Annotated in this window: 20 protein-coding genes; 4 read left to right on the top strand and 16 right to left on the bottom strand. The window is 61.2% G+C overall.

Annotated elements, in window-relative coordinates; all coding sequences use genetic code 11:
* Position 1 precedes the first annotated feature (1 nt).
* Genes pyrR through AC3WS7_RS08030 form a run of 3 tightly spaced genes read right to left on the bottom strand, consistent with a single transcriptional unit; the run spans position 2 to position 1,508 of the window.
* Positions 2–499, bottom strand: coding sequence for a bifunctional pyr operon transcriptional regulator/uracil phosphoribosyltransferase PyrR (gene pyrR, locus AC3WS7_RS08040; RefSeq protein WP_296467164.1), 498 nt, complete (start codon positions 497–499; stop codon positions 2–4).
* Positions 496–909 carry a Holliday junction resolvase RuvX gene (gene ruvX, locus AC3WS7_RS08035; protein WP_296467167.1) on the bottom strand — a complete coding sequence of 138 codons (414 nt, stop codon included), beginning with the start codon at positions 907–909 and terminating at the stop codon, positions 496–498. The genes pyrR and ruvX overlap by 4 nt, the downstream gene beginning before the upstream one ends.
* On the bottom strand, positions 906–1,508 hold the full coding sequence (locus AC3WS7_RS08030; protein ID WP_296467170.1) for a YqgE/AlgH family protein: 603 nt from the start codon (positions 1,506–1,508) through the stop codon (positions 906–908). Before AC3WS7_RS08030 ends, ruvX begins: the two co-directional genes overlap by 4 nt.
* Positions 1,509–1,529: 21 nt before the next feature.
* On the opposite strand from AC3WS7_RS08030, the gene AC3WS7_RS08025 reads away from it, so the two are divergent.
* On the top strand, positions 1,530–2,996 hold the full coding sequence (locus tag AC3WS7_RS08025) for a cryptochrome/photolyase family protein (protein ID WP_492655975.1): 1,467 nt from the start codon (positions 1,530–1,532) through the stop codon (positions 2,994–2,996).
* On the opposite strand, the gene AC3WS7_RS08020 is transcribed toward AC3WS7_RS08025, so the two are convergent.
* The 6 genes from AC3WS7_RS08020 to AC3WS7_RS07995 all read right to left on the bottom strand — a co-directional run bounded on the left by AC3WS7_RS08020 (position 2,993) and on the right by AC3WS7_RS07995 (position 12,602).
* Positions 2,993–8,734: an Hpt domain-containing protein gene (locus AC3WS7_RS08020; RefSeq protein ID WP_492655974.1), complete on the bottom strand. Its 5,742-nt coding sequence runs from the start codon at positions 8,732–8,734 to the stop codon at positions 2,993–2,995. The two genes, AC3WS7_RS08025 and AC3WS7_RS08020, sit on opposite strands and share 4 nt — an antisense overlap.
* Positions 8,735–8,787: 53 nt before the next feature.
* Positions 8,788–11,055: a methyl-accepting chemotaxis protein gene (locus AC3WS7_RS08015; protein ID WP_492655973.1), complete on the bottom strand. Its 2,268-nt coding sequence runs from the start codon at positions 11,053–11,055 to the stop codon at positions 8,788–8,790.
* Between the two features lie 22 nt (positions 11,056–11,077).
* Positions 11,078–11,608, bottom strand: a complete 531-nt coding sequence (locus tag AC3WS7_RS08010; RefSeq protein ID WP_296467184.1) for a chemotaxis protein CheW — start codon at positions 11,606–11,608, stop codon at positions 11,078–11,080.
* Positions 11,609–11,620: 12 nt separating this feature from the next.
* On the bottom strand, positions 11,621–11,986 hold the full coding sequence (locus AC3WS7_RS08005; protein ID WP_105262146.1) for a response regulator: 366 nt from the start codon (positions 11,984–11,986) through the stop codon (positions 11,621–11,623).
* Positions 11,986–12,384, bottom strand: a complete 399-nt coding sequence (locus AC3WS7_RS08000) for a response regulator (protein ID WP_492655972.1) — start codon at positions 12,382–12,384, stop codon at positions 11,986–11,988. Before AC3WS7_RS08000 ends, AC3WS7_RS08005 begins: the two co-directional genes overlap by 1 nt.
* Positions 12,385–12,449: 65 nt before the next feature.
* Positions 12,450–12,602 (bottom strand): rubredoxin, encoded by a 153-nt coding sequence (locus tag AC3WS7_RS07995; protein ID WP_370446738.1) that lies wholly within the window; start codon positions 12,600–12,602, stop codon positions 12,450–12,452.
* A 141-nt stretch (positions 12,603–12,743) separates the two neighbouring features.
* Here AC3WS7_RS07995 and thiD point away from each other — a divergent pair, with 141 nt between their 5' ends.
* Both thiD and hemL read left to right on the top strand, forming a co-directional pair.
* Entirely contained in the window at positions 12,744–13,655 is a 912-nt protein-coding gene (thiD, locus tag AC3WS7_RS07990) for a bifunctional hydroxymethylpyrimidine kinase/phosphomethylpyrimidine kinase (protein ID WP_296467198.1), read from the top strand.
* An 18-nt stretch (positions 13,656–13,673) separates the two neighbouring features.
* On the top strand, positions 13,674–14,978 hold the full coding sequence (gene hemL, locus AC3WS7_RS07985) for a glutamate-1-semialdehyde 2,1-aminomutase (RefSeq protein ID WP_492655971.1): 1,305 nt from the start codon (positions 13,674–13,676) through the stop codon (positions 14,976–14,978).
* Positions 14,979–15,068: 90 nt separating this feature from the next.
* Here hemL and AC3WS7_RS07980 read toward each other — a convergent pair whose 3' ends face one another.
* From AC3WS7_RS07980 to dusB, 5 genes are all read right to left on the bottom strand, one after another.
* Positions 15,069–15,662 carry a D-sedoheptulose-7-phosphate isomerase gene (locus AC3WS7_RS07980; RefSeq protein WP_296467205.1) on the bottom strand — a complete coding sequence of 198 codons (594 nt, stop codon included), beginning with the start codon at positions 15,660–15,662 and terminating at the stop codon, positions 15,069–15,071.
* A gap of 63 nt (positions 15,663–15,725) precedes the next feature.
* Positions 15,726–16,697 (bottom strand): Bug family tripartite tricarboxylate transporter substrate binding protein, encoded by a 972-nt coding sequence (locus tag AC3WS7_RS07975; protein ID WP_492655970.1) that lies wholly within the window; start codon positions 16,695–16,697, stop codon positions 15,726–15,728.
* Between the two features lie 14 nt (positions 16,698–16,711).
* Positions 16,712–18,322 (bottom strand): bifunctional phosphoribosylaminoimidazolecarboxamide formyltransferase/IMP cyclohydrolase, encoded by a 1,611-nt coding sequence (gene purH, locus AC3WS7_RS07970; RefSeq protein ID WP_492655969.1) that lies wholly within the window; start codon positions 18,320–18,322, stop codon positions 16,712–16,714.
* A 72-nt stretch (positions 18,323–18,394) separates the two neighbouring features.
* The gene (locus AC3WS7_RS07965) at positions 18,395–18,631 is read right to left on the bottom strand and encodes a Fis family transcriptional regulator (RefSeq protein WP_296467213.1); all 237 of its coding nucleotides are present in this window, start codon (positions 18,629–18,631) and stop codon (positions 18,395–18,397) included.
* On the bottom strand, positions 18,628–19,680 hold the full coding sequence (dusB, locus tag AC3WS7_RS07960; protein ID WP_492655968.1) for a tRNA dihydrouridine synthase DusB: 1,053 nt from the start codon (positions 19,678–19,680) through the stop codon (positions 18,628–18,630). The genes AC3WS7_RS07965 and dusB overlap by 4 nt, the downstream gene beginning before the upstream one ends.
* A gap of 148 nt (positions 19,681–19,828) precedes the next feature.
* Between dusB and AC3WS7_RS07955 the strand changes: the two genes are divergently transcribed.
* The gene (locus tag AC3WS7_RS07955; RefSeq protein ID WP_296467219.1) at positions 19,829–20,302 is read left to right on the top strand and encodes a YqaA family protein; all 474 of its coding nucleotides are present in this window, start codon (positions 19,829–19,831) and stop codon (positions 20,300–20,302) included.
* Positions 20,303–20,361: 59 nt separating this feature from the next.
* Here AC3WS7_RS07955 and AC3WS7_RS07950 read toward each other — a convergent pair whose 3' ends face one another.
* Together AC3WS7_RS07950 and ychF are read right to left on the bottom strand one after the other, a co-directional pair.
* The gene (locus tag AC3WS7_RS07950; protein ID WP_492655967.1) at positions 20,362–21,258 is read right to left on the bottom strand and encodes a DMT family transporter; all 897 of its coding nucleotides are present in this window, start codon (positions 21,256–21,258) and stop codon (positions 20,362–20,364) included.
* Positions 21,259–21,274: 16 nt separating this feature from the next.
* Positions 21,275–22,366, bottom strand: coding sequence for a redox-regulated ATPase YchF (gene ychF, locus AC3WS7_RS07945; RefSeq protein WP_296467226.1), 1,092 nt, complete (start codon positions 22,364–22,366; stop codon positions 21,275–21,277).
* Positions 22,367–22,374 lie beyond the last annotated feature (8 nt).

The raw sequence follows: 22,374 nt of genomic DNA, 5'->3' as shown, positions 1-22,374 counted from the left end.
GTCAGGCTTCCTGTACATCGAAAGAAAACCCGCCCGTGTCACTGCGCGCCAGCGCGAGCGACTGTGTGGGTGCCAGGCTCACACGCGCCGCGGCAAAGTCGGGCTGGATGGGCAGCTGTCGGCCACCACGGTCCACCAGCACCGCCAGTTGCACCGACGCGGGGCGGCCAAAGTCAAACAGTTCGTTGATGACCGCGCGCAAGGTGCGGCCGGTGTAAAGAACATCGTCCAGCAGCAAGATCTGTGCACCATTCACATCAAACGGCAGCTGCGTCTGCCCCCCCGACGACAGGCCGCGCTGGGCAAAATCATCGCGGTGCATGGCCGAAGAAATGGTGCCAGCCTTGCCCGGCAGCTTCAGGTCGGCCTGCAGGCGCTCGGCCAACCAGGCGCCACCCGAGGTAATGCCTACCAGGCGGGTGTCGGCATTGCACAACTGCTGCACGCCACGCAGCAACTCGCGGTACAACGCCTCTGCATCTAAAGCCAGGATACTCACGTCAAACTCCTCAAAAACTGTTCCAGGATGATGCAGGCCGAGGCCGCATCAGCATCTTTGGCACCCGAGCTGATGGCTTCGGTGGTGCTGTAGCGTTCGTCCACTTCAAACACCGGCAGACCGAAGCGGCCGCTGAGTTGGCGACCAAATTTTTGGGCGCGCGTGGTGTTCTCATGCGGTGCGCCATCGGGATGGTAGGGCACCCCAATCACAATGGCATCCGGTTGCCACTCCTTGAGTTTGGCGGCTACGCCGTCAAACCGAGCCTTGCCCTCGGCATGGATGGAGCCCTGCGGCTGCGCGGTCTTCAGCAGTCGGTTGCCCACCGCAACACCCGTGCGCTTCAGCCCAAAATCAAAAGCAATAAACGTTGTCAGCTGGGCTGGCACAGGCGCCGCCGATACGCTCATGCGTGCCCCGCTTGGGTGGAAATCATCCAGGCCTGCAGGCCAAGCAAGGAAAGCGCCTTGTCATAGCGTTGGTCCACGGGTGTATCAAAAATAATGGTCTGGTCGGCATCCACCGTGATCCAGCTGTTTTCGCCGAGTTCAGTCTCCAGCTGTCCACCGGCCCAGGCCGAGTACCCCAGTGACACCAGCACCCGACGCGGCCCCGACCCACTGGCGATGGCTTCGAGAACATCCTTGGAAGTGGTCATTTCCAGTCCGCCGGGAATGGTCATGGTGGAGGCGTAGAGGGAGGACTTGTTGTCTTCCGCCTCCGTGATGGTGCTCCCCTCATGCAAGACAAAACCGCGTTCGGTTTGCACCGGTCCCCCCTGGAACACGCGGTGGGCTTGCAAATCGCTACGCTCCATCGGCAGATCAATCTTGTCAAACAGGGCTTTGAGGTCCATGTCTGCCGGTTTGTTGATCACCAGACCCAGAGCGCCTTTGCTGTTGTGCTCACAGACATACACCACACTTTTGGAGAAAAGGGCATCCTCCAATCCGGGCATTGCAATCAAAAAATGGTTGGTGAGATTGATGGGTGCAGAATCGCCGGACATACATTGATTTTAACGGGTGGCATGCACGCACACTACGCATCTGGCCTGGCCTGGTTTCGCCGGGATCTGCGCACACACGACAATACGGCGCTGAACACCGCTCTGCAGCAATGCGAGCGGGTGTACTGCGTTTTTGTCTTTGACACGGATATTTTGGCGTCTCTGGCCCGCCAAGACCGACGGGTAGAGTTCATCCGCGAATCGCTGGTCGAAGTGGATGCCCAGTTGCGGGCCATGAGTGCCCAAGCACAAGCGGGGCTGATTGTTTTGCATGGGCGGGCAGAAGAAGAAATACCAAAACTGGCGCAGGCATTGGGTGTGCAGGCGGTTTTTGCGGGCCGGGACTACGAACCACAGGCGATCGCCCGGGATGAGGCGGTCGCCCAGGCACTGGTGAAGGTGGGCAAAACGCTGAAACTTCACAAAGACCATGTCGTTTTTGAAACACGCGAAGTGCTCACCCAAATGGGCAAACCCTATGCTGTGTTTACGCCTTATCTGCGGGCCTGGCTGGCACGCCTGGCACTCCATCCGGCACCGGAGGTTTCACTCTCATCGCCCCACCGCCTGGCGCCACGCCCCGAGGCCTACCAAACACCGGTTCCCAGCTTGGCAGACATAGGCTTTGCGCGCAGCAACCTGCAAGCGCTGCGCATTCCGACCGGCGAGTCTGGAGCCCAAAGCCTGCTGACCGATTTTGCAACGCGCATGGACCGCTACGACCAGACCCGCAACTTCCCGGCCGTCAAAGGACCGAGTTACCTGGGCGTGCATTTGCGGTTTGGCACGGTGTCGACGCGGCAGCTGGTGCGCTTGGCCTACCCTCGCCACCTGCGGGGGGACGAAGGTGCATCCACCTGGCTCGGAGAACTGGTGTGGCGCGATTTCTACGCCCAAATTCTGGCCAACTTTCCGCATGTGGCCACGTCAGCGTTCAAACCCGAGTACGACCGGATTGCTTGGGAAGAAGGCGCACACGCGGAGGCATTGTTTGCGGCCTGGCGCACCGGCCAGACTGGCTACCCTTTGGTGGACGCTGCGATGGCCCAACTCAACCAGACCGGTTATATGCACAACCGCCTGCGCATGGTGACCGGCAGCTTTTTGGTCAAACACTTGGGGCTGGATTGGCGTTGGGGCGAACGTTACTTTGCCCAAACGCTCAATGACTTTGACTTGTCAGCCAACAATGGCGGGTGGCAGTGGGTCAGCTCCAGCGGCTGTGATGCACAACCCTACTTTCGGATTTTTAACCCAATTGCACAGAGCGAAAAGTTTGATGCTCAGGGCAAATTCATCCAGCGCTACCTGCCACAGCTCGCCAAGCTAAGCCCCAAGGCGCTGCATGCCCCTTGGCTCGCCAAGCCTCTGGAACTGACAGCGGCCAACCTCACCTTGGGCAAAGACTACCCTCTGCCCGTGGTGGACCATGCCAAGGCCCGTGCGCGCACCCTGCTGCGCTACGGCGTGGTAAAAAAGCCGGGTTAAGCTTCCACCGGGTCGGCGCAGTAGCTGCGCACCAAGCCCAGCAGCTCATCCTCGGAGTAGGGCTTACCCAGATAGTGGTCCACACCCAACTCACGTGCATGCTCGCGATGCTTCTCCGCAATGCGTGAGGTAATCATGATGATGGGCACGGCACGGGTGCGCTCGTCTGCACGGATGTTGCGCGCCAAGTCGAAACCATCCATACGCGGCATTTCAATGTCGGACAGAATGACCGCGGGGACCTCTTCCTGCAAACGCTCCAGCGCTTGCAGGCCGTCGTTGGCCAGAGCCACACGATAGCCCTCGCGTTTGAGCAAGCGTTGGGTCACGCGACGTACCGTGATCGAATCGTCCACCACCAACACGAGTGGTAGTTGGCTGGCTGGTTCGACCACCTTGGGAGCCAAGGCTGTCGTATCCGCGAGCAAGCCCGCGTTGTCGCCAGAAGCGCCCAGCGCGCGGGCCAGATCACCATACACGGCAGCCAGGGCCACCGGGTTGTAAATCAGAACCACCGCACCAGAGGCCAACACCGACATGCCAGCTAAACCGGGCAAACGTGCCAACTGGGGGCCCAGGTTTTTCACCACGACTTCGCGGTTGCCCAGCACTTCGTCCACATGCAAAGCCAGGCGTTGCCCTGCGCTTCGGAACACGGCCACCGGCAGGGTCTTGCTCAGGGGTTCGTGGCTGCGCGCCGACACCTGCAACAAGGCACCGGCCCAGAAGAACGGCAGTGCCTGGCCTGCCATGTCAAACGACTGGTCCGCATACGCTTGCTCCAGTTGCGCAGCAGGTACACGCAGCACCGTCTCCATGATGTTGGCAGGCACCCCGATGGTGAACTCGCCCATACGCAAAATCACCACTTGTGTGACCGCAGTAGTCAGGGGCAACACCAGCTTGAAGGTGGTCCCTTTATCGGGTTCGGTTTGGGTTTCTATGCGGCCACCCAGAGCATTCACTTCGGAGCGCACCACATCCATTCCGATACCGCGACCGGCCAATTCGGTAATCTGTTCCGCCGTCGAAAATCCGGGCATGAAGATCAGGTTGGCGGCATCGCTGTCGCTAAGTTCCGCGTCGGCGCCAATCACACCATTGGCAATCGCCTTGGCGCGAATACGGTCCAAATGCAAGCCGCCACCGTCATCACTAAAAGACACCGAAACGTCATTGCTTTCCTGCAACACATGGATGACGATGTTGCCCGCAGCCGGTTTGCCAGCGGAAACGCGCGCGTCAGCCGCTTCGATACCGTGGGCCACGGCATTGCGCAGCAGGTGTTCAAACGCGGGCGCCATGCGGTCCAGCACGCCACGGTCCATCTCGATGGAGCCACCGGTAATGTCCAACTTCACCTGCTTGCCAGAGTCCTTGGCAGCTTGCCGTACCACACCATACAGCCGGTCTGAAATGCCTTCAAACTCAACCATGCGGGTGCGCAGCAAGTCACGCTGCAGCTCACGCGCCTGGCGGCCCTGAGCGATCAAATCGTCTTCCGTACCTTCCACCGAGCGCTGCAAATTGCGCTGCACCGTGGCCACATCGTTCACCGACTCGGCCATCATGCGGGTCAATTCCTGCACACGGGTAAAGCGGTCAAACTCCAAGGGGTCAAACGCCTGCGCGGAGTCTTTGGTTTGCGCCAAGCGCGACTGCATTTGCGACTCCGCCTGTAGCTCCACGTCTCGGAGCTGCTGGCGCAGTCGATCCAAGTTGCCACCCAGCTCGCCCAAGGAAGAGCGCAATTGGTTCAGGCGCGCATCCATGCGCGAGCGGGTGATCATGACTTCGCCAGCCTGATTCACCAAACGGTCCAGTAATTGCGATCGCACGCGCACCGACTGATTGCCACTGCTGCGCGGCATCACAACCTGGGGTGCATGCACCACCGGGCGGGCACTCAAGGGTGTCACAGCCGCCGCCGCGCGGGCGTCAGACGTAGCAACAGGTGCCACTTCGGCAGGTATCACTACTTCGTCGTGATCTGCGGGGGATTGGCCCAGCGACGCAAACACGGCTTGCAGCGAGTCAAAACGGGTCAGCAAAGGTTCCAGCTGCACGGCTTGCAGGGCTTCGGTGCCAATCTGCTCGATGGATGACTCCATGCGGTGGGCCATTTCGCCCAGACGCATCGCACCCGCCAATCGGGCACTGCCTTTGAGGGTGTGCAGCAGGCGCAGGATTTCGTTGCGGGCTCCCAAGTGCTCCGGCTGGGCGACCCACTGGCGCAAGGCGGTACCCAGTTGGGGCATCAGCTCTGCCGCTTCTTCTTCAAAAATCGGCAAAAGGTCATCGTCCAGATGGTCCTCTGCATCAATGTCATCGTCTTGGGCATCCGCAATCGTCAGGGGTGCTGCAACCGCCATCGCTGCTGCAGCAAGCTCCGGCTCGGCTTCCAGCACAGGCGCCGTGGGCAGGCTGTCCTCAAACTCGGAGATGGGGGCATCGATCCCGTCCAGTGGTGCCGGATCCATCGAAGGCGCGGGGAACTCTGTCTCGGTGATCGTTTGCAATTCGGCCAACACGCGTGCATCAGCCTCTTTGAGGAAGCCCGCAGCAAATTGATGCAACAGGCGGCGGATATCTTCTGCAGCATCGTTGAACACCGCGGCTTGGTCGGGGGTACCCTGGCGGTGCAATTGCACATGCTGCAAAGCCTGTTCGAGCGCACGGGCCATATCTGACAGCGCGGCAAAGCCGACCGTGGCAGAGCTACCCAACAGGGAGTGCGCCAACGCGATCACCGAATCTGGCAAGGTCTTGGGCAACTCCATGGCCCATTCACTGAGTTCGGTCTGCAAACGCCGCGACCATTCATCGGCTTCGTTGAGGTAGACGTTGTACAGCGGGATGCTCAAACGCAAAGGACCTATGACCTTCATACCCTCATCCGGGTCCAGCAAAGGTGTCTCAGCCATCAAGGCAGGCGCGTCATTGGCCGCCTCGACCCCGGACATGGCCACCATCTCCATCAGCGCTGACGGTGCAGCGACGTCCACACGGGGCACAGCGGCGGGTTCGAGTTCTGGTGGCGTTTCCTGGCTATCGGCAATCACGGTGTCCGGGGCTTCTTCTTGCGGAGCTTGCGTACCCAGATCCCCAAAATCAAAATCGCCCAAGTCAACTTCGTCGACTTCCGTGGCACGGGGTACCTCGGCCGCAGGACCTACAGCGTCAAGGGCCTGCGTGCTCTCAAAGTTGAACATTTGGGTGGATGCGAAATCCACCGGCGCAGGCGCGGCGGCAACCTCCAAATCCAAATCATCGAACATCTGCGTGGAGGCAAAATCAACCGCGGCGTGGGGCACTTCCGCCACAACAGGGGCGTCCTCCATGACCGCAACAGCGGGAGGTTCTTCCATCTCTGGCAAAGCCAGAGATGCCGCGACCAAGGCCTCACCAGGCACCTGCAAGGGCAGGTACTGTCCATCCAGGCGAAGTGCGTCCGCTGTCTTGCGGAAGTCCTGCGTATTCCAGGGCGTATCGGCGTGCGCAGCAATGTCCTCCACCCAGCGCTCAAAGGCCCGCATGGCCTGCTCCGACACGGACATCAACGCATCACTGGCGGGACGCTGTTCCGCCAGAGAGGTGTTGAGCAATTGCTCGAAAGACCAAGCCGCCTCGCCAAAATCGTTGAGCCCCACCATGCGGGAACTGCCTTTGAGCGTATGAAACGCTCGGCGCAAAGTTGTCTGGTCTGCCAGATTGGTTGGCTCTGCGCGCAAGGCCTGCAGCGCAGACAGGCCATTCTGAACAACATCACGCGCTTCTTCCAAAAAGATATCGCGCAATTCCGTGTCGTCGTCGGCATCCGGATCCACTGTAGGCGCCAACACAGGGGCAGCACTGGGTACCGGTGCAGGTACCGATACGGGCTGCGGAGCCACGGCCATTTGCAAAGCAGCCAAGTCGTCCTGCATCGCATCGTCTGCGATCGCAGGTGCCTCTGCCTGCGCTTGCACCTCGGCCCGCTCCCGCCCCATCAAGGGACGGAACTCACCCAAATCCTCGTCGTACACAAACAAGGTCTTCGCAAGCGAACGCTGGTAACTCAGCATATCGATCAAGAAGCCCATCGCCCCCAGGCTGTTGCCAACCTTTTCAAAAATGCCGGTGCGTGCACTGGCCTCGTCAATGTCATCGACGAGAAACTGCTCTACGCTGGAGCGCATGCGCAATGCAGCGATAGAGGGCTGGTCCAGCCCGAGCACTGAAAATACACCGCGCATCTGGGCCAACTGGCTCGGCACCTCGCGCAGAGGAGCCTTGTCTTGCGGGTTGCGGAAGAATTGGTCCAGCGACTTTTCCACCTCGCCCAAGGTCGTACGCAACTCGTCCACTACGCTGCCCATGGTCTGGCGATCACTCACGCGACGGTAGAGTTCTTCCATCCACGATTCCAGTGGCTCAGGCTCACCACCCGAGGTCACATGGGCCAAGCGCTGTGCCAAACGTGCACTGCGTTCTGCCATCTGGCTGTCGGTCGGGTCCAAATCTTCGTAAGCGGCTTCCAAATACAAAACGGAGGTTGCCACCTCCATCGCTACCGCCGGTGCAGGTGCGGCACCCGTCCGAATGGTGAGTTCAATGGCGCGCACCAAGGCCTTGCCCAATTCACCGCTTTCGGCATGCATTTTTGTGACCGTCTCAGCCACAGCGGCAAACTGCTCCCCCGCCACTTTGAGCCGGTTGGTATCACCACCGGCCAAAGCAGACCACGTCTCCGCGGCCGCCGCAATACGCTTGCGGGCAAGGACCAGAAGCGCGGGGTCAAAACGGCCAAATTGCTCAGTTTCGTAGTCCACAGGTTTGCTGCGGGCCAGCCCATAGGCGGTCTTCACGGCATGCAAAACTGGTGCAGCGACACTCGGCGATGGCACAGCCAGCGAGCAGAAAAAAACCAAATCTTGCGCAAGCCGATCAGAAATCGCAGTGTCGCCCTTGGCAAGACTGACGTACTGCTGCAGGATGCGCGAGGCGGCGCGCTTGCTGTAGATGTCCCCTGCCAGCAAACCCAATGCGGTGCTTTCGAAATACGCAGCACAGACCATCCAGAACGTGCGGGACTCCAAGTCCGCACAGCCTGCTGCCAAACCCACGCTGAGGTCCTGCAAGCGACGGGCCGACTTGACGTCCGCGTATTTGACCAAGCGCAACACACCTTGGTCCATCTCCCGACGCACATCTGCACCATACGCTAACGGCTGCACAGAGGCTGGCACCGGCACTGGCAACCAACGCCACTCCGGTGGCCACAGATCCGCTGGGTGGATGCGATCGGCACCCGCCAGCTCCTGCAAAGCCCTGTACTGTGGGAACAAGGCAACCGACGACGCCGTTTTGCCCCTGAGAACGCCGTCCAGGTACTCGGTCAGGGCAAAACTCGCCCGTTCCATGCAATTCGCGGCGTCATCGCTGCACAACTCCGGACGCTGCACAAATTTTTGCGCCAACGACTCCATGGAGCGAAGAATTTTGGCGGGAGCAACCAGCCCCACCATCTCCAAAGCACCCACCGCTTGGTGCAGTTGCTGACGTGCAATGCGCAAGTGGCTGGCATCCAGTTCCGTCAAATCGGAACCCCGAGCCAACTCGGCGTCGCGTACAAACCGGCGCATCGCCTTGGTCGCGCCATCCAAAGACTTGCGCAGCTCGTCCAACACCCAAGCCAAGGGGCCCAGATCGCTGACCGCTAGTTCGTTGTCGCCGGGAGCGGCTGTGTTCGATGACATGGGTTCAGGCTCTCCTGGATCTCACGGGGCTGGGGGAATGCGGGACACGAAGGTCAGGCAATCTTGAATCGGGACACCGACTGGCGCAGCTCTTCTGCCATGCGAGATAGTTCACGCACTTGGTTGGCCGTGGCGCGGGTACCTTCCCCGGTCTGCTCGGTCACCGCAAAAATGTGCTGGATATTGTCTGCCACCACGTTCGCCAGTCCGGCTTCGCGGGAGGCAGAGTTCGAGATCTGTTCAATCAGATCGGCCACGCGGCGTGACACACGGTCAATTTCCGTCAGCGCAGTACCCGCGTTATCGGACAGCTTGGCTCCTTCCACCACACCTTGGGTAGAACGCTCCATAGCGCCGATGGCATCTTGCGTATCCGTCTGAATGGCCTTCACCAGCGCAGCGATCTGGCGCGTCGCATCGGCAGATCGCTCCGCCAAACGCTGCACTTCTTCCGCCACCACCGAGAAGCCGCGACCGGCTTCACCAGCGGACGCGGCCTGAATGGCTGCGTTCAAGGCCAGCACGTTGGTCTGTTCGGTAATGTCAGAAATCAGCTCGGTAATTTCACCAATCTCTTGCGAAGACTCACCCAGACGCTTGATGCGCTTGGAGGTCTCCTGGATCTGGTCGCGGATGGAGTTCATACCACCGATCGCGTTCTGCACGGCCTGCAGGCCGGATTCCGCCGCTTGCAAGGACTGGCGGGCTACCGCAGCAGACTCTTGCGCCTGGGCAGACACTTCGTTGATTCGACCGGCCATATCCACAACGGACTTACCCGTTTCACGAATCTCGTGCAACTGCTCATTGGAAGCTGCGAGCAGCTCGGTAGATGTCGCATCCACATCGGCCGTCGTCTGGGCCACGCGGGCCGCCGTGTTTTGCACGTTGGATACCAGGGAGCGCAACTCTTCCACCGTGTAGTTCACCGAGTCGGCAATAGCGCCGGTGATGTCTTCGGTCACCGTGGCTTCTTGGGTCAAATCTCCCTCAGCCACTGTCTGCAGTTCGTTCATCAAACGCAAAATGGCGGCCTGGTTAGCGTCATTCACCCGTTTGGCTTCATGTTCTTGGCGCTCGGCTTCCAGTCGCTGGTCTTCAGCCAATACTTGGCGCTTGCGACTGTCTTGCAACTGCACATACGACAGGCCGCCCGCACACAACAGCGCAAAAGCCGCGGCCGCCACCATGATGGCCAAGGAGCCGCCACTGATACCTGCTTGGCTGGAGAGTTTGGACTGCAGTTCTTCCAGGTTGCGACGCAAAGGTTCGCTGTCCGCAATGATGGCGCCCTGCGCTTCACGCGCAGACACCAGGCCCTGCAAGTTGCCCAAAATGGCACCGGCTTGCACGCGGGTCTCTTCATACATCTTGATCAGCGCTTCCAGCTGCTCACGGGTCGCCGGGTCTTTGGTCGCCGTCAAGCGCAACTCGGTGCTACCGGACAGCAGTGCTTCGGAAATTTCCTTGAAGGTGTTCAAGTCCTTGCCCAGCAAAAACACAGCTTCTGGGCTCACGCCTTCGGCGGTCAAGAATTCGTTGGAAGACTTGCCAATACGCTGGGTCAGCATCACCAACTGGCCCACCGCGGAGATCTCCACCGCAGGGGCGTTCTGTTGCAACTTCAGCGATGCCACCGTCTCCGCAATTTCAAGCAAATCGGACGACTGGCGGTTGATCAGGCGCAGCGCGGAGCCAATTTGCGTCAGCATCTTCTGCTGCCCCATCACGGCCTTGGCGTTTTTCTCGGCGCGTTCGACCAAGGGAATCACTTTGCTGAGCTCAGGGGCATACTCTTCGTCCAGGGGGTTGATGCGCATCTCGGCATCTCCTGCCTGCAAACCGCGGGTGGACTTCGCCAAAATGCCTGCACTTTCCGAGACATCGGGGAAGGCCTGGGCACTACCCACCACCGCCTGCGACACCGACTTCGCCAATCGTTGCGACTGCATCAGGGACTGGCCTGTAGCTCCCAATTGCTGCGCCACGCGGTCCGATTGGCTCAGCACAATGAACACCACCACCGCCAGCACCAACAAAGCCCCCGCCAACAAGAACGACAAGGTCCGCTGGTGCTGCGATACCGTTCGGCGCCCCAATCCAGGAACCGAAACCAGGTCCCCTTCATCGATGGCCGGTTCGCCGCTCACCACCCCAGGCGCCACGGGGGGCTGCAGGGGCGCATTCTGCGACTCTTGCAAGGTCTCTTGCCCCACAGCATCCACAGTCGCATCGGGCATGGCCAGACTCAGGCGCGAATCCAACTCGGACTCCTGCTGCTTTTTGGAGAACAGGTTTTTCAATTGATCGACAACAGACATGATGGGACCTTACTGGTGGTACTTAAGCGCTGATGCTCAAAAACTGAGGGGTTTGGGAGAGGGTACGCAAATTGATCTCTTGCCACTGCTCGCCCGTGGCATCGAAAAATTGGTTGCCAAAGTAGATCGGTGCGTCGGCGGGCGCAGGCTTGGAGGAGACAAAAGCATCCGCTCCACGCAGGCCGGACAAGGTATCCACCTGTAGCGCGCAGTTCACTTCCAACAGGGCATTGAGCGTGACCACACTGGGCTCGGCCACTGCCGGCTCTTGCCGCGCACCACCGCCGCTGATCGCGATAAACCCGGCCAAATCGACAACCCCAAACAAACCGCCACGGATGTTGACGACGCCCCGGAACCAGTCCAGGGAATACGGCACGGCCTGCAACTGCGTCAAGGGAACGATTTCACCCGACTGTCCTAAAGGAAACAGATAGTTGCTGCCCCCCGCACGAACAGCAAGCCACGCAACGGACATACCCTCGGCACGGGCCGCCTGCAGGCGACTGGCCAAGCGGGCTTGGAGCTCTCGGAGTGCTTCTCTGTTGGCCATGGATTACGCGGATCAGTCCAAAGCCTTGATTTTTGCGAACAGCTCCGACGCATCAACGGGCTTGGTGATGTAGTCCTTGGCACCCTGGCGCATCCCCCACACGCGGTCAGTCTCCAGGCTCTTGCTGGTGCACATGATGATCGGGATCTCGGAATACTCGGGTGTGCGGTTGATGGCGCGGGTGAGCTGGAAACCATTCTGGCCGGGCATCACCACGTCCATCAGAATCAAATGGGGCTTCTCTTCCGACAGGCGCTTGAAGGCCTCATCGGCATTCTCGGCAGAACGCACGGTGAAACCATTCTTCTGCAACAACTCCGTCAAAAACATCAGCTCGGTTTTTGAGTCATCAACGATCAATACTTTGGTGATAGCCATCACATAGCTCCTTGCAATACAGCGCCAAACTGCTGCACGGCCTGCAACAACTGGTCTTTGGTAAAGGGTTTGGTCAAGTAATCCTGGGCGCCGACCATGCGGCCACGCGCCTTGTCGAACACGCCGTCCTTGGAGGACAGCATGACCACAGGAACCCCGGAAAACTTGGTGTTGCGTTTGATGATGGCGCAAGTCTGGTATCCGTCCAGACGGGGCATCAGGATGTCGCAAAAAATCAGGTGCGGCTGGTAGTCATTGACCTTGGCCAGCGCATCAAACCCATCCTCGGCCAGCATGACCTCGTGCCCACCCTGCTTGAGAAAAATCTCCGCGCTACGCCGTATGGTGTTGCTGTCGTCAATAACCAGAACTTTGAAGGTAGGTGCTGTGGTGCTCAAGGTGCTTTGCTCCAGTACTAGCGTGGACGGTCAGGATAGGTTAAATCCGCACCAGCGATGCAGCATCAGATCTGCACCATTTCGAAATCTTCTTTGCGTGCACCGCACTCGGGGCAAGTCCAGTTCATGGGCACATCAGCCCAGAGAGTGCCCGGCGCGATGCCGTGATCCGGCGCGCCGGTGGCCTCGTCATAAATCCAACCGCAAATCAAGCACATCCAAGTTTTAGTATCGGTCACAGCTTAAGGGGCCTTCGAATAGAATGCAACGATTGTATAGAGCAGCTCTTGCGAAAATGCGGGCCGCCCGCTGAAAGTTCGCCATTCTGCCTGATGACAAACCCCAATACAGGCCCCCCGATGTCGGCAACTCCCTCCCCCGCTCCCGAAGAAGAAATTGACGATGACGGCCCCTCGGCTTGCGTCATGGCCTTCAACGCCAACGACCCCAGCGGCGGCGGCGGCACCTCTGCAGACCTCAGCGCCATTGCCTCCGTAGGCGCCCACGCGCTGCCCGTGGTAACCGGCGTCTACGCCCGCGACACCTCAGAGATCGTGGACCACTTCCCTCTGGACGACGAGGCCGTGACCGAGCAGGCCCGGGTGATTCTGGAAGATGTACCCGCCCAGGTTTTCAAGGTCGGCTTTGTCGGCACCCCCGAGAACCTGAGCGCGATTGCCGAGCTGGCTTCGGACTACGCCGACGTGCCGCTGGTGGCCTACATGCCCGACCTGTCGTGGTGGCAGGACGACCAGATCGACCTCTACCAGGACGCTTGCACAGAGTTACTTTTGCCACAAACCACAGTGTTGGTTGGAAACCACAGCACACTCGCACGATGGCTCCTGCCGGACTGGAGTTCCGACAAAAGCCCCAGCGCGCGCGACATCGCCATAGCGGCCAATGCTTTTGGCGTGCCTTACACCTTGGTCACCGGCATTCCGCTACCCGACCAATTCATCGACAACGTACTGGCCTCCCCCACCGCGGTCTTGTGCAGCGAGAAGTTCGAGCGTTTCGAGGCCGTGTTCACGGGTGCTGGTGACACCTTGTCCGCAGCGCTGGCCGCGTTGATCGCCAGTGGCACCGAACTGACCGAGGCAGTGACCGAAGCACTGAGTTACCTGGACCGCTGCCTGGAGAGCGGCTTTCGCCCCGGCATGGGCCAGGTAATCCCCGATCGCCTGTTTTGGGCCCACCCCGAATCCGACGACGAAGACACGCCCGACGATGTGGACTTCGACCTCCCTCCGCACGCCACACGCCACTGACCTCTCTTTGCCCCTCCTATGTCCATCGACCGTAACCAAGACCTCTTCGAGCGCGCCAAGCGCGTCATTCCCGGTGGCGTGAACTCGCCCGTACGTGCCTTCAAGGCCGTGGGCGGCACACCCCGCTTTGTGCAGCGCGCCCAAGGCGCCTACTTCTGGGACGCGAATGGCAAGCGCCATATTGACTACATCGGCTCTTGGGGGCCCATGATCCTGGGCCATGGCCATCCCGCCGTATTGGAGGCGGTGCAAAAGGCCGCACTGGACGGCTTCTCGTTTGGTGCCCCGACCGAACGTGAAGTGGAACTGGCCGAAGCCATTCTGGAGCGCGTGCCCGGCATGGACATGGTGCGCCTGGTCAGCAGCGGCACCGAAGCCGGCATGAGTGCCATCCGCCTGGCACGCGGCGCCACCGGCCGCAGCAAGATTCTGAAGTTCGAAGGCTGTTACCACGGCCATGCCGATGCGCTCTTGGTCAAGGCCGGCTCGGGTCTCGCCACCTTTGGCAACCCCACCAGCGCCGGTGTGCCGCCCGAAGTGGTGCAACACACTCTGGTGCTGGAGTACAACAACATCCCGCAATTGGAAGAGGCCTTTGCACTGCACGGCAAGGAACTGGCCTGCCTGATGATCGAGCCGATTGCCGGCAACATGAACTTTGTGCGCGCCAGCGTGCCATTCATGAAGCGCTGCCGCGAGCTGTGCACCCAGTACGGCGCGCTGTTTGTGTTTGACGAGGTGATGACCGGCCTGCGTGTGGCCCTGGGCAGCGCACAAAGCGTGTACGCCCGCAGCATCCCCGGCTTCGAGCCCGACATGACGGTGCTGGGCAAGGTGATTGGCGGCGGCATGCCGCTGGCCGCCTTTGGTGGCAAGCGTGCCGTGATGGAACAGCTCGCACCCTTGGGTCCGGTGTACCAGGCTGGCACCCTGTCCGGCAACCCCGTGGCCACCGCTTGCGGCTTGGCCACCCTGAAGGAAATCGGCAAACCCGGCTTCTACGAAGCCCTGGGCCGCAAGACCCAAAGCCTGATCAATGGTCTGCAGGCCGAGGCCGACAAGGCCGGCGTGGACTTCTGTGGCGACAGCGAAGGGGGCATGTTCGGTTTCTTCCTGTTCAAGGAATTGCCCCAGAACTACGCCAAGGTCATGACCACCGACAACGCGCGCTTCAACACCCTGTTCCACGGCCTGCTGGACCGCGGCGTCTACATCGCCCCGGCGCTGTACGAAGCCGGCTTCATGAGCGCGGCACACACCGATGCCGACATTGCAGAGACCGTAGCGGCAGCGGGTGAGGTATTCAAGTTGCTATCAAAATAGAAGCTGCTTGCGCAGCATCTATGGGGGCTAGAGGCCAATTTGGCATCTAGCCCTTGTTTTTTGGAGGGCCTGCACCGTGCCCGCCCCCCCTCACTCGCCAACGTAGTTCTCGGGGAAGAAGTGGCGCTCGATCAGCTCGATCAGGATGTGCAGCACCTTGATGTGCAGCTCCTGCACCCGGTCGGCGTAGGTGCCACCCGGGGTACAGATATACACATCACTCAGGGGCTCCAGCTTGTCACTTCGCTTGCCGCTGAGGATGATGACCGTCATACCCAGCGCCTTGGCGGCCTCGGCCGCCTTGATCACGTTTTTACTGGTGCCACTGGTGCTCAGGGCGACCAAGCAATCGCCCGGGCGGCCATGGCCTTCAATGTAGCGGGCGAACACCTGCTCATAGCCGTGGTCGTTGCCCACACAGGTCAGGTGGCCTGCATCGCTGATGGCGGTGGCACCCAAGGCCTTGCGGTCTTTGCGGTAACGGCCGGTCAACTCTTCGGCGAAGTGCATGGCGTCACACATGGAACCGCCGTTGCCGCAGGAGTACACGCGGCCGTGGCGCTCAAAGGTAGCGATCAACAACTGTGCAGCTTGCTCCACAGAAGCCAGCGCGGCCGGGTTGGCCAGCAAGGCGGTCAGTGCGGAATGCGCCTCTTGCAGGCTCGATTCAATATGGTGTTTCATGCAGCGATTATTCCCGGTCGTGGCGAAACCGCGCGGTAACCACGGTTTTGGCCGTCCGGCGCGTCAATCGACCCGCGCACCCGTGGCCTTGACCACCTTCTCGTACTTGGCGCGTTCGGCCTTCATCAGCGCATCAAAGGCCGCTGGCGTGCTGGGCGTGGGCTCCGCCAGCAGCGTGGCAAAGCGGGCCTTGGTCTCGGGCGCCTGCAGGGCCGCCACAAAGGCCTGGTTGAGTTGCGCAATGCGCTCCTTGGACGTGGCGGCCGGGGCCACCAGCCCCCACCAAGTGTCAATGCCGAAGCCCTTCAGTGTTTCCGCCATGGCGGGCACATCCGGCAGGGCGCTGCTGCGCGTCAGCGAGGTGACGGCCAGGGCCTTGAGCTTGCCGGAACGGATGTTGGGTGCAGCATTGGCCAGGTTGTCCAGGTTGAAATCGACCTGGCCGCTCAACAAAGCCATCTGGGCCGGGTTGCCGCCGTTGTAGGGGATGTGCAGCGCAAAGATGCCCGCTTCCTTCTTGAACATCTCACCCGCCAGGTGGCCGGCACTGCCATTGCCGCCGCTGCCGTAATTGAGCTTGGCAGGGTTCGCCTTGGCATAGGCGATCAGGTCCGCCAGGGTATGGATATGCAGGCGCTGCGCGGCCTCGGCGTTCATCACCAGCACATTGGGCACCCGCACCATTTGCGTGATGGCCGCAAAGTCGGTGGCGGCTTTGTAGGGCATCTTGGCAAACAACCAGGGATTCACCGCATGGGTGGCCGTGGCCGCAATGCCGATGGTGTAACCATCCGGCGCGGCCTTGGCAATCGCATCCGCACCGATGTTGCCGCCGGCGCCGGGGCGGTTGTCCACCACCACCGTGCCCAGGCTGTCTTTCACGCGTTCGGCCAGCACACGGGCCGTGATGTCCAGTGGACCACCGGGTGCGTAGGGCACGATCAGGCGGATGGGTTTGTCGGACGCTTGCGCCCAGACCGCGGATACCGCCAACAGTAGCGACGCACCGGCCGCGAGAGATCGGAAAGACAGCATGGACGGCTTTCTGTTTAGTGGCGGAAGTGGCGCACGCCGCTGAAGACCATGGACACGCCACGCTCGTTGGCCGCATCAATGACTTCCTGGTCGCGCATGGAGCCGCCGGGCTGGATCACGCAGGTGGCGCCTTGGTCCACCACCACATCCAGGCCGTCGCGGAAGGGGAAAAAGGCATCGCTGGCCACCACGGTGCCTGCCAGAGACAGGTTCGCGTGGCCGGCTTTGATGCTGGCGATACGCGCGGAGTCCAGACGGCTCATCTGGCCAGCGCCCACGCCCATGGTCATGCCGCCCTTGCAGAAGACGATGGCGTTGGACTTGACGTACTTGGCCACGGTCCAGGCGAACAGCAGGTCATTCAATTCTTCGGCGGTGGGTTGTTTGGTGGTCACCACCTTCAGGTCAGACAAGGCCAGCTCATGGTTGTCGGCCGTTTGCAGCAGGATGCCGGAGCCGATGCGCTTCATGTCCATGAGGTTGCGACCCTGCTCCCAGGCGGTGTTGCCACCCTTGGGCAGATCGATTTGCAGAATGCGCACGTTCACCTTGGTCTTGAAGACTTCCAGGGCTGCGGGTGTGAAGCTAGGGGCCATCAGCACTTCGACAAACTGCTTGGAGATTTGCTGGGCACCGGCTTCGTCCAACTCGCAGTTCAGCGCGATGATGCCGCCGAAGGCGCTGGTGGGGTCGGTCTGGAAGGCCTTGCTGTAGGCCTCCAGCGCGTGGGCCCCTACGGCCACGCCGCAGGGGTTGGCGTGTTTGACGATGACACAGGCCGGGGTGGTGAAGCTCTTCACGCATTCCCAGGCCGCATCGGCATCGGCAATATTGTTGTAACTGAGTTCCTTGCCCTGCAATTGCTTGGCAGTGACCAGCGAGCCGGGGGCGGGGTGCAGGTCGCGGTACAGCGCAGCCTGCTGGTGGCTGTTTTCGCCGTAGCGCAGGTCTTGCACCTTGACGAAGCGGCCGTTGCTCTGGCCGGGGAACAGGTCCAGCACCAGCGCCTTGTCACCGGCGGGCACTGCGTCACCGATCTGGATCGCGGACAGGTAATCACTGATCGCGCCGTCGTACTGGCTGATGCGGTTGAACGCGGCAATCGACAGGCCCAGCTTGGTCTTGTCACTCACCTTTCCACTGGCTTTCAGCTCGGCGATCACGGTGTCGTATTGGGCCGCGTCGGTCAGCACCGCCACATCCTTCCAGTTCTTGGCCGCACTGCGCACCATGGCGGGACCGCCGATGTCGATGTTCTCGATCGCGTCTTCCAGCGTGCAGCCGGCCTTGGCCACGGTCGCTTCAAACGGGTACAGGTTCACCACCAGAAAATCGATGGTGTTGATCTGGTGCTCCGCCAGCGCCGCCATGTGTGCGGGAAAGTCGCGGCGCGCCAGCAGGCCACCGTGCACGCGCGGGTGCAGGGTCTTCACGCGGCCATCCAGCATTTCTGGGAAGCCGGTCATCTCTGCCACCTCAGTCACGGGCAGGCCTTTTTCGGCCAGCAGTTTGGCGGTGCCGCCGGTGGACAGGAGCTTGACGCCCTGGGCGTGCAGGGCTTGGGCGAGTTCGACGATGCCGGTCTTGTCAGAGACGGACAGCAGTGCGGTTTGGGTTGCGTTCATGGTGCGGGAGTGAAGTTAAAAGCAAAAAGAAATTCACCAGCCCCGCGCCATGGCGGGGCCGGGCAGCGAGGGTTAGGAGAGCAGCTTGTGCTCGACCAGTTTTTTACGCAGGGTGTTGCGGTTCAGGCCCAACCACTGGGCGGCTTTGGATTGGTTGTGGTCGGCCTGGGCCATCACCACCTCGAGCAGCGGCTTCTCCACCGCGCGCACCAGCATGTCGTACATGCCATCGGGTTCGGTACCGCCCAGGTCGGCGAAATACACCTCCAGGCTCGCGCGCACGCACTCATCAATGTGCTTCTTGCTCATGCTGCCAATTCCATCATGTCATGTCCCCTAGCCAAGTCGGACGCTGGTTCCCGGCGCGGGATGCGGTCCATTTTTTCGTTCATTTGATCCAAATAATCTTCCACCGCGGCCACCTGCGCGGCGCTGTCTTCCAGCAGGTTCATGCGCTGGCGGAAGTCTTCACCCCCCGGCAATTCGCGCAGGTACCAGCCAATGTGCTTGCGCGCCGAGCGCACACCGATAAATTCGTCATACAAGCTGTAGTGGTCGTACAGATGCTCCACCAGCAGGCGTTTGACTTCACTCACCAGGGGTGGTGCAAGGTGCGTGCCAGTGGCCAGGTAGTGCGCCACTTCACGAAAAATCCAGGGATAACCTTGGGCGGCACGGCCAATCATGATGGCGTCGGCACCGGTGACCTGCAGTACCGCATGCGCCTTTTCGGGGCTGGTGATGTCACCATTGGCCACCACCGGAATTTTGAGTGCGGCTTTGACGGCGGCAATGGTGTCGTACTCGGCGGCGCCCTTGTAGCCCTGCTCGCGTGTGCGACCGTGCACCGTCACCATCTGCACGCCCGCCGCCTCCGCAGCGCGTGCTAGCTTCACGGCATTTTTCTCGGCTTGGCACCAGCCGGTGCGCATCTTCAGCGTGACGGGCACATTGCGCGGCGCACAGGCTTGCACCACGGCCTCCACAATTTCAATCGCCAGTTGCTCGTCCTGCATCAAGGCCGAGCCGGCCCACTTGTTGCACACCTTCTTGGCCGGGCAACCCATGTTGATGTCGATGATCTGCGCGCCGCGGTCGATGTTGTAGGCCGCGGCCTCGGCCATCATGGCGGCTTCGGTGCCCGCAATCTGCACGGCAATCGGACCGGGCTCACCTGCGTGGTTGGCGCGACGCGAGGTCTTGAGCGTGTTCCACAAATCCTTGCGCGAGGTCACCATTTCGCTCACCGCATACCCTGCCCCCAGGCGCTTGCACAGCTGCCGGAAGGGGCGATCGGTCACCCCCGCCATGGGTGCGACAAAGAGGTGATTCGCCAACGCGAACGGACCGATGTGCATGGACTGTGTGTGAAACGGGGGTGGCTTAAAAAGACAAGGGCCCCAGGACGTTGGGGCCGGCCTGCATTCTAACTGCCCAAAATTTCAGCAATTGAAATTCGCCTGCTGCAGCGCAGCGAATCAGCGGACTCCCTATACTGCGCTCGCCATGGACACCTGGATCCCCACCCTCCTGAAATTGCTTGCACTGCCCGAGTACAGCCTGGGCACGGTGTTTGTGGTGTCCTTCATCTCGGCCACGCTGTTGCCCATGGGCTCGGAGCCTCTGGTGTTTGGGCTGGTACAGCTCAACCCCGCGTTGTTCTGGCCCGTCGTGCTGGTGGCCACGGTGGGCAACACCCTGGGCGGTGCCGTGAGCTGGTGGATGGGCTATGGCGCACACCGCGTGGCCGACCGCTATGGCCACTCGGCCCACCACCTGCGTGCGCTCGAATGGCTGCGCAGCCTGGGCCCCAAGGCCTGCCTGCTGGCCTGGCTGCCGCTGGTCGGTGATCCGCTGTGCGCGGTGGCGGGCTGGCTCAAGTTGCCGTTCTGGCCCTGTGTGGCCTATATGGCGCTGGGCAAGTTGGCGCGCTACGTGCTCATGACGGCGGCCATGACCGGGCTTGCCACGCTGTGGTAAACAACCCGCGCATCACCTTGCTATCAATATAGGAGCTGCCTGCGCAGTATTGACGGTGGCTAGCGCACCAAAACAATGGAAGTTCCAAGCACCGTGAGGGCTGCCCCCCACCAGGCGCCCTGCGCAGGTGCACGCCCCAGGTTCCACCACAGCAGCGGCAACACCAGCACCGGCGATACCGACGACAAGATGCCCACCATGCCCACGTCGCCATAACGCAGGGCCAGCAGAATCAGGCTCATGCCCAAGCCCATGCCGATCATGCCGCTCAAGGCCACCCAGGCCAACACGCGGGCAGAGAGTGCGTTCTGCGTACGCGCCACCCCCGCGCCCGCCCACAGCAAACCCAAATGCGCCACGCAGGTCACGCCCACACGCACCACGGTGGCGGTCACCGGGTCCACGCCCGACGCCATCACCGGCTTGGCCATCAGAGACCCCAGCGCCTGGCACAGTGCGGCCAGCAGACCCAGCGCCACGCCCAAGGGCCAATGGCCCCGCGTGACTTCCAGCGCATGGGATTCGTTCTTGTGCGCCCCCAGCGCCACGGCCATCATCACGCCGCCCACCACCAAGGCACCGCCCAACAAGGCCTGCCCCCCCATGCGCTCATCGAGGATCACAAAACCCAACAAGGCGCTGAAACAAGCATGGGTGGCAAACAGCACCCCCGTGCGGCGCGGGCCCAAGCGGTTCATGGAGGCAAACAAGGCGGTGTCGCCGACAAAAATGCCGATCAAGCCACTGATGGCAAGTACGCCAAAAGACGCCCACGACAGCGTCGCCCAGCCCCCGCTGAATACGACCACCGGCAGCAGCATGAGGAACACCAGCCCCATGCGCCAGCGCGTAAAAGCAAACGCGCCCAGATGGCGCGCTTGCGGGGCTGACAGCAGCCCGGTGACGGCCCAGCAGGCCGCAGCCCCCAGGGCCAGCCAGTCGTAGGACAGGGTCACAGTGGCAAAGAGGGGCTCAGGAACTGAACAGGAAGTTCATCACGTCGCCATCCTTGACGACATAGTCCTTGCCTTCGGCGCGCATCTTGCCCGCGTCTTTGGCGCCCTGCTCGCCCTTGAAGGCGATGAAGTCGTCAAACGCGATGGTCTGGGCGCGGATGTAGCCCTTCTCGAAGTCGGTGTGGATCACGCCGGCCGCCTGCGGGCCCGTGTCGCCCACATGGATGGTCCAGGCGCGCACTTCTTTCACACCTGCGGTGAAATAGGTTTGCAGACCCAGCAGGCTGTACGCAGAGCGGATCAGGCGGTTCAGGCCGGGCTCGGACTGGCCCAGTTCCTGGAGAAACTCCAGACGGTCAGCATCGTCCATCTCGGAGAGCTCGGCCTCCATCTTGGCGCAAATGGCCACCACGGGGGCCCCCTGGGCCTCAGCAAAGGCCGTCAAGCGGTCCAGCAGCGGGTTGTTCTCGAAGCCGTCTTCGGACACGTTGGCCACAAACATGGCGGGCTTGGCGGTGATCAGGAAAAACTGCTTCAAAAGCGGCAGTTCTTCTTTGGTGAAGTCCAGTGTGCGCACCGGCTTGGCCTCGTTCAACGCAGCCTGGCACTTCTCCAGGATGGTCACCAGTTTGACGGATTCCTTGTCGCCCGAGCGCGCCAGCTTGGTCACGCGATGCAGGGCTTTTTCCACCGCGCCCAGGTCGGCCAGGCACAGTTCGGTCTGAATCACCTCGATGTCGGCAATCGGGTCCACCTTGCCGGCCACGTGGATCACGTTGTCGTCTTCAAAGCAGCGCACCACGTTGATGGTGGCATCGGTCTCGCGGATGTGGGCCAAAAACTTGTTGCCCAGGCCTTCACCGGTGCTCGCCCCGGCCACCAAACCCGCAATGTCCACGAACTCCACGATCGCCGGCACGATGCGCTCGGGCGTGATGATTTCGGCCAGCTGCTGCAGGCGCGGATCCGGCACCTCGACCACACCCACATTGGGCTCGATGGTGCAAAACGGGTAGTTTTCTGCAGCAATGCCGGCCTTGGTCAAGGCGTTAAAAAGGGTACTTTTGCCCACATTGGGCAGGCCTACAATGCCACACTTCAAACTCATAACAAACC

Source organism: Rhodoferax sp. EU05-FHT12H12 (assembly GCF_058791215.1).
The sequence above is the reverse complement of the archived record's forward strand: the minus strand, read 5'-3'. Positions and strand labels throughout refer to the sequence as shown.

Excerpts from the sequence above, each read along its gene's own strand:
- ruvX (WP_296467167.1), bottom strand. The coding sequence starts at position 909 with ATGAGCGTATCGGCGGCGCCTGTGCCAGCCCAGCTGACAACGTTTATT.
- AC3WS7_RS08030 (WP_296467170.1), bottom strand. The coding sequence starts at position 1,508 with ATGTCCGGCGATTCTGCACCCATCAATCTCACCAACCATTTTTTGATT.
- AC3WS7_RS08025 (WP_492655975.1), top strand. The coding sequence starts at position 1,530 with ATGCACGCACACTACGCATCTGGCCTGGCCTGGTTTCGCCGGGATCTG.
- AC3WS7_RS08020 (WP_492655974.1), bottom strand. The coding sequence starts at position 8,734 with ATGTCATCGAACACAGCCGCTCCCGGCGACAACGAACTAGCGGTCAGC.
- AC3WS7_RS08015 (WP_492655973.1), bottom strand. The coding sequence starts at position 11,055 with ATGTCTGTTGTCGATCAATTGAAAAACCTGTTCTCCAAAAAGCAGCAG.
- AC3WS7_RS08010 (WP_296467184.1), bottom strand. The coding sequence starts at position 11,608 with ATGGCCAACAGAGAAGCACTCCGAGAGCTCCAAGCCCGCTTGGCCAGT.
- AC3WS7_RS08005 (WP_105262146.1), bottom strand. The coding sequence starts at position 11,986 with ATGGCTATCACCAAAGTATTGATCGTTGATGACTCAAAAACCGAGCTG.
- AC3WS7_RS07995 (WP_370446738.1), bottom strand. The coding sequence starts at position 12,602 with ATGTGCTTGATTTGCGGTTGGATTTATGACGAGGCCACCGGCGCGCCG.
- thiD (WP_296467198.1), top strand. The coding sequence starts at position 12,744 with ATGTCGGCAACTCCCTCCCCCGCTCCCGAAGAAGAAATTGACGATGAC.
- hemL (WP_492655971.1), top strand. The coding sequence starts at position 13,674 with ATGTCCATCGACCGTAACCAAGACCTCTTCGAGCGCGCCAAGCGCGTC.
- AC3WS7_RS07980 (WP_296467205.1), bottom strand. The coding sequence starts at position 15,662 with ATGAAACACCATATTGAATCGAGCCTGCAAGAGGCGCATTCCGCACTG.
- AC3WS7_RS07975 (WP_492655970.1), bottom strand. The coding sequence starts at position 16,697 with ATGCTGTCTTTCCGATCTCTCGCGGCCGGTGCGTCGCTACTGTTGGCG.
- purH (WP_492655969.1), bottom strand. The coding sequence starts at position 18,322 with ATGAACGCAACCCAAACCGCACTGCTGTCCGTCTCTGACAAGACCGGC.
- AC3WS7_RS07965 (WP_296467213.1), bottom strand. The coding sequence starts at position 18,631 with ATGAGCAAGAAGCACATTGATGAGTGCGTGCGCGCGAGCCTGGAGGTG.
- dusB (WP_492655968.1), bottom strand. The coding sequence starts at position 19,680 with ATGCACATCGGTCCGTTCGCGTTGGCGAATCACCTCTTTGTCGCACCC.
- AC3WS7_RS07955 (WP_296467219.1), top strand. The coding sequence starts at position 19,829 with ATGGACACCTGGATCCCCACCCTCCTGAAATTGCTTGCACTGCCCGAG.
- ychF (WP_296467226.1), bottom strand. The coding sequence starts at position 22,366 with ATGAGTTTGAAGTGTGGCATTGTAGGCCTGCCCAATGTGGGCAAAAGT.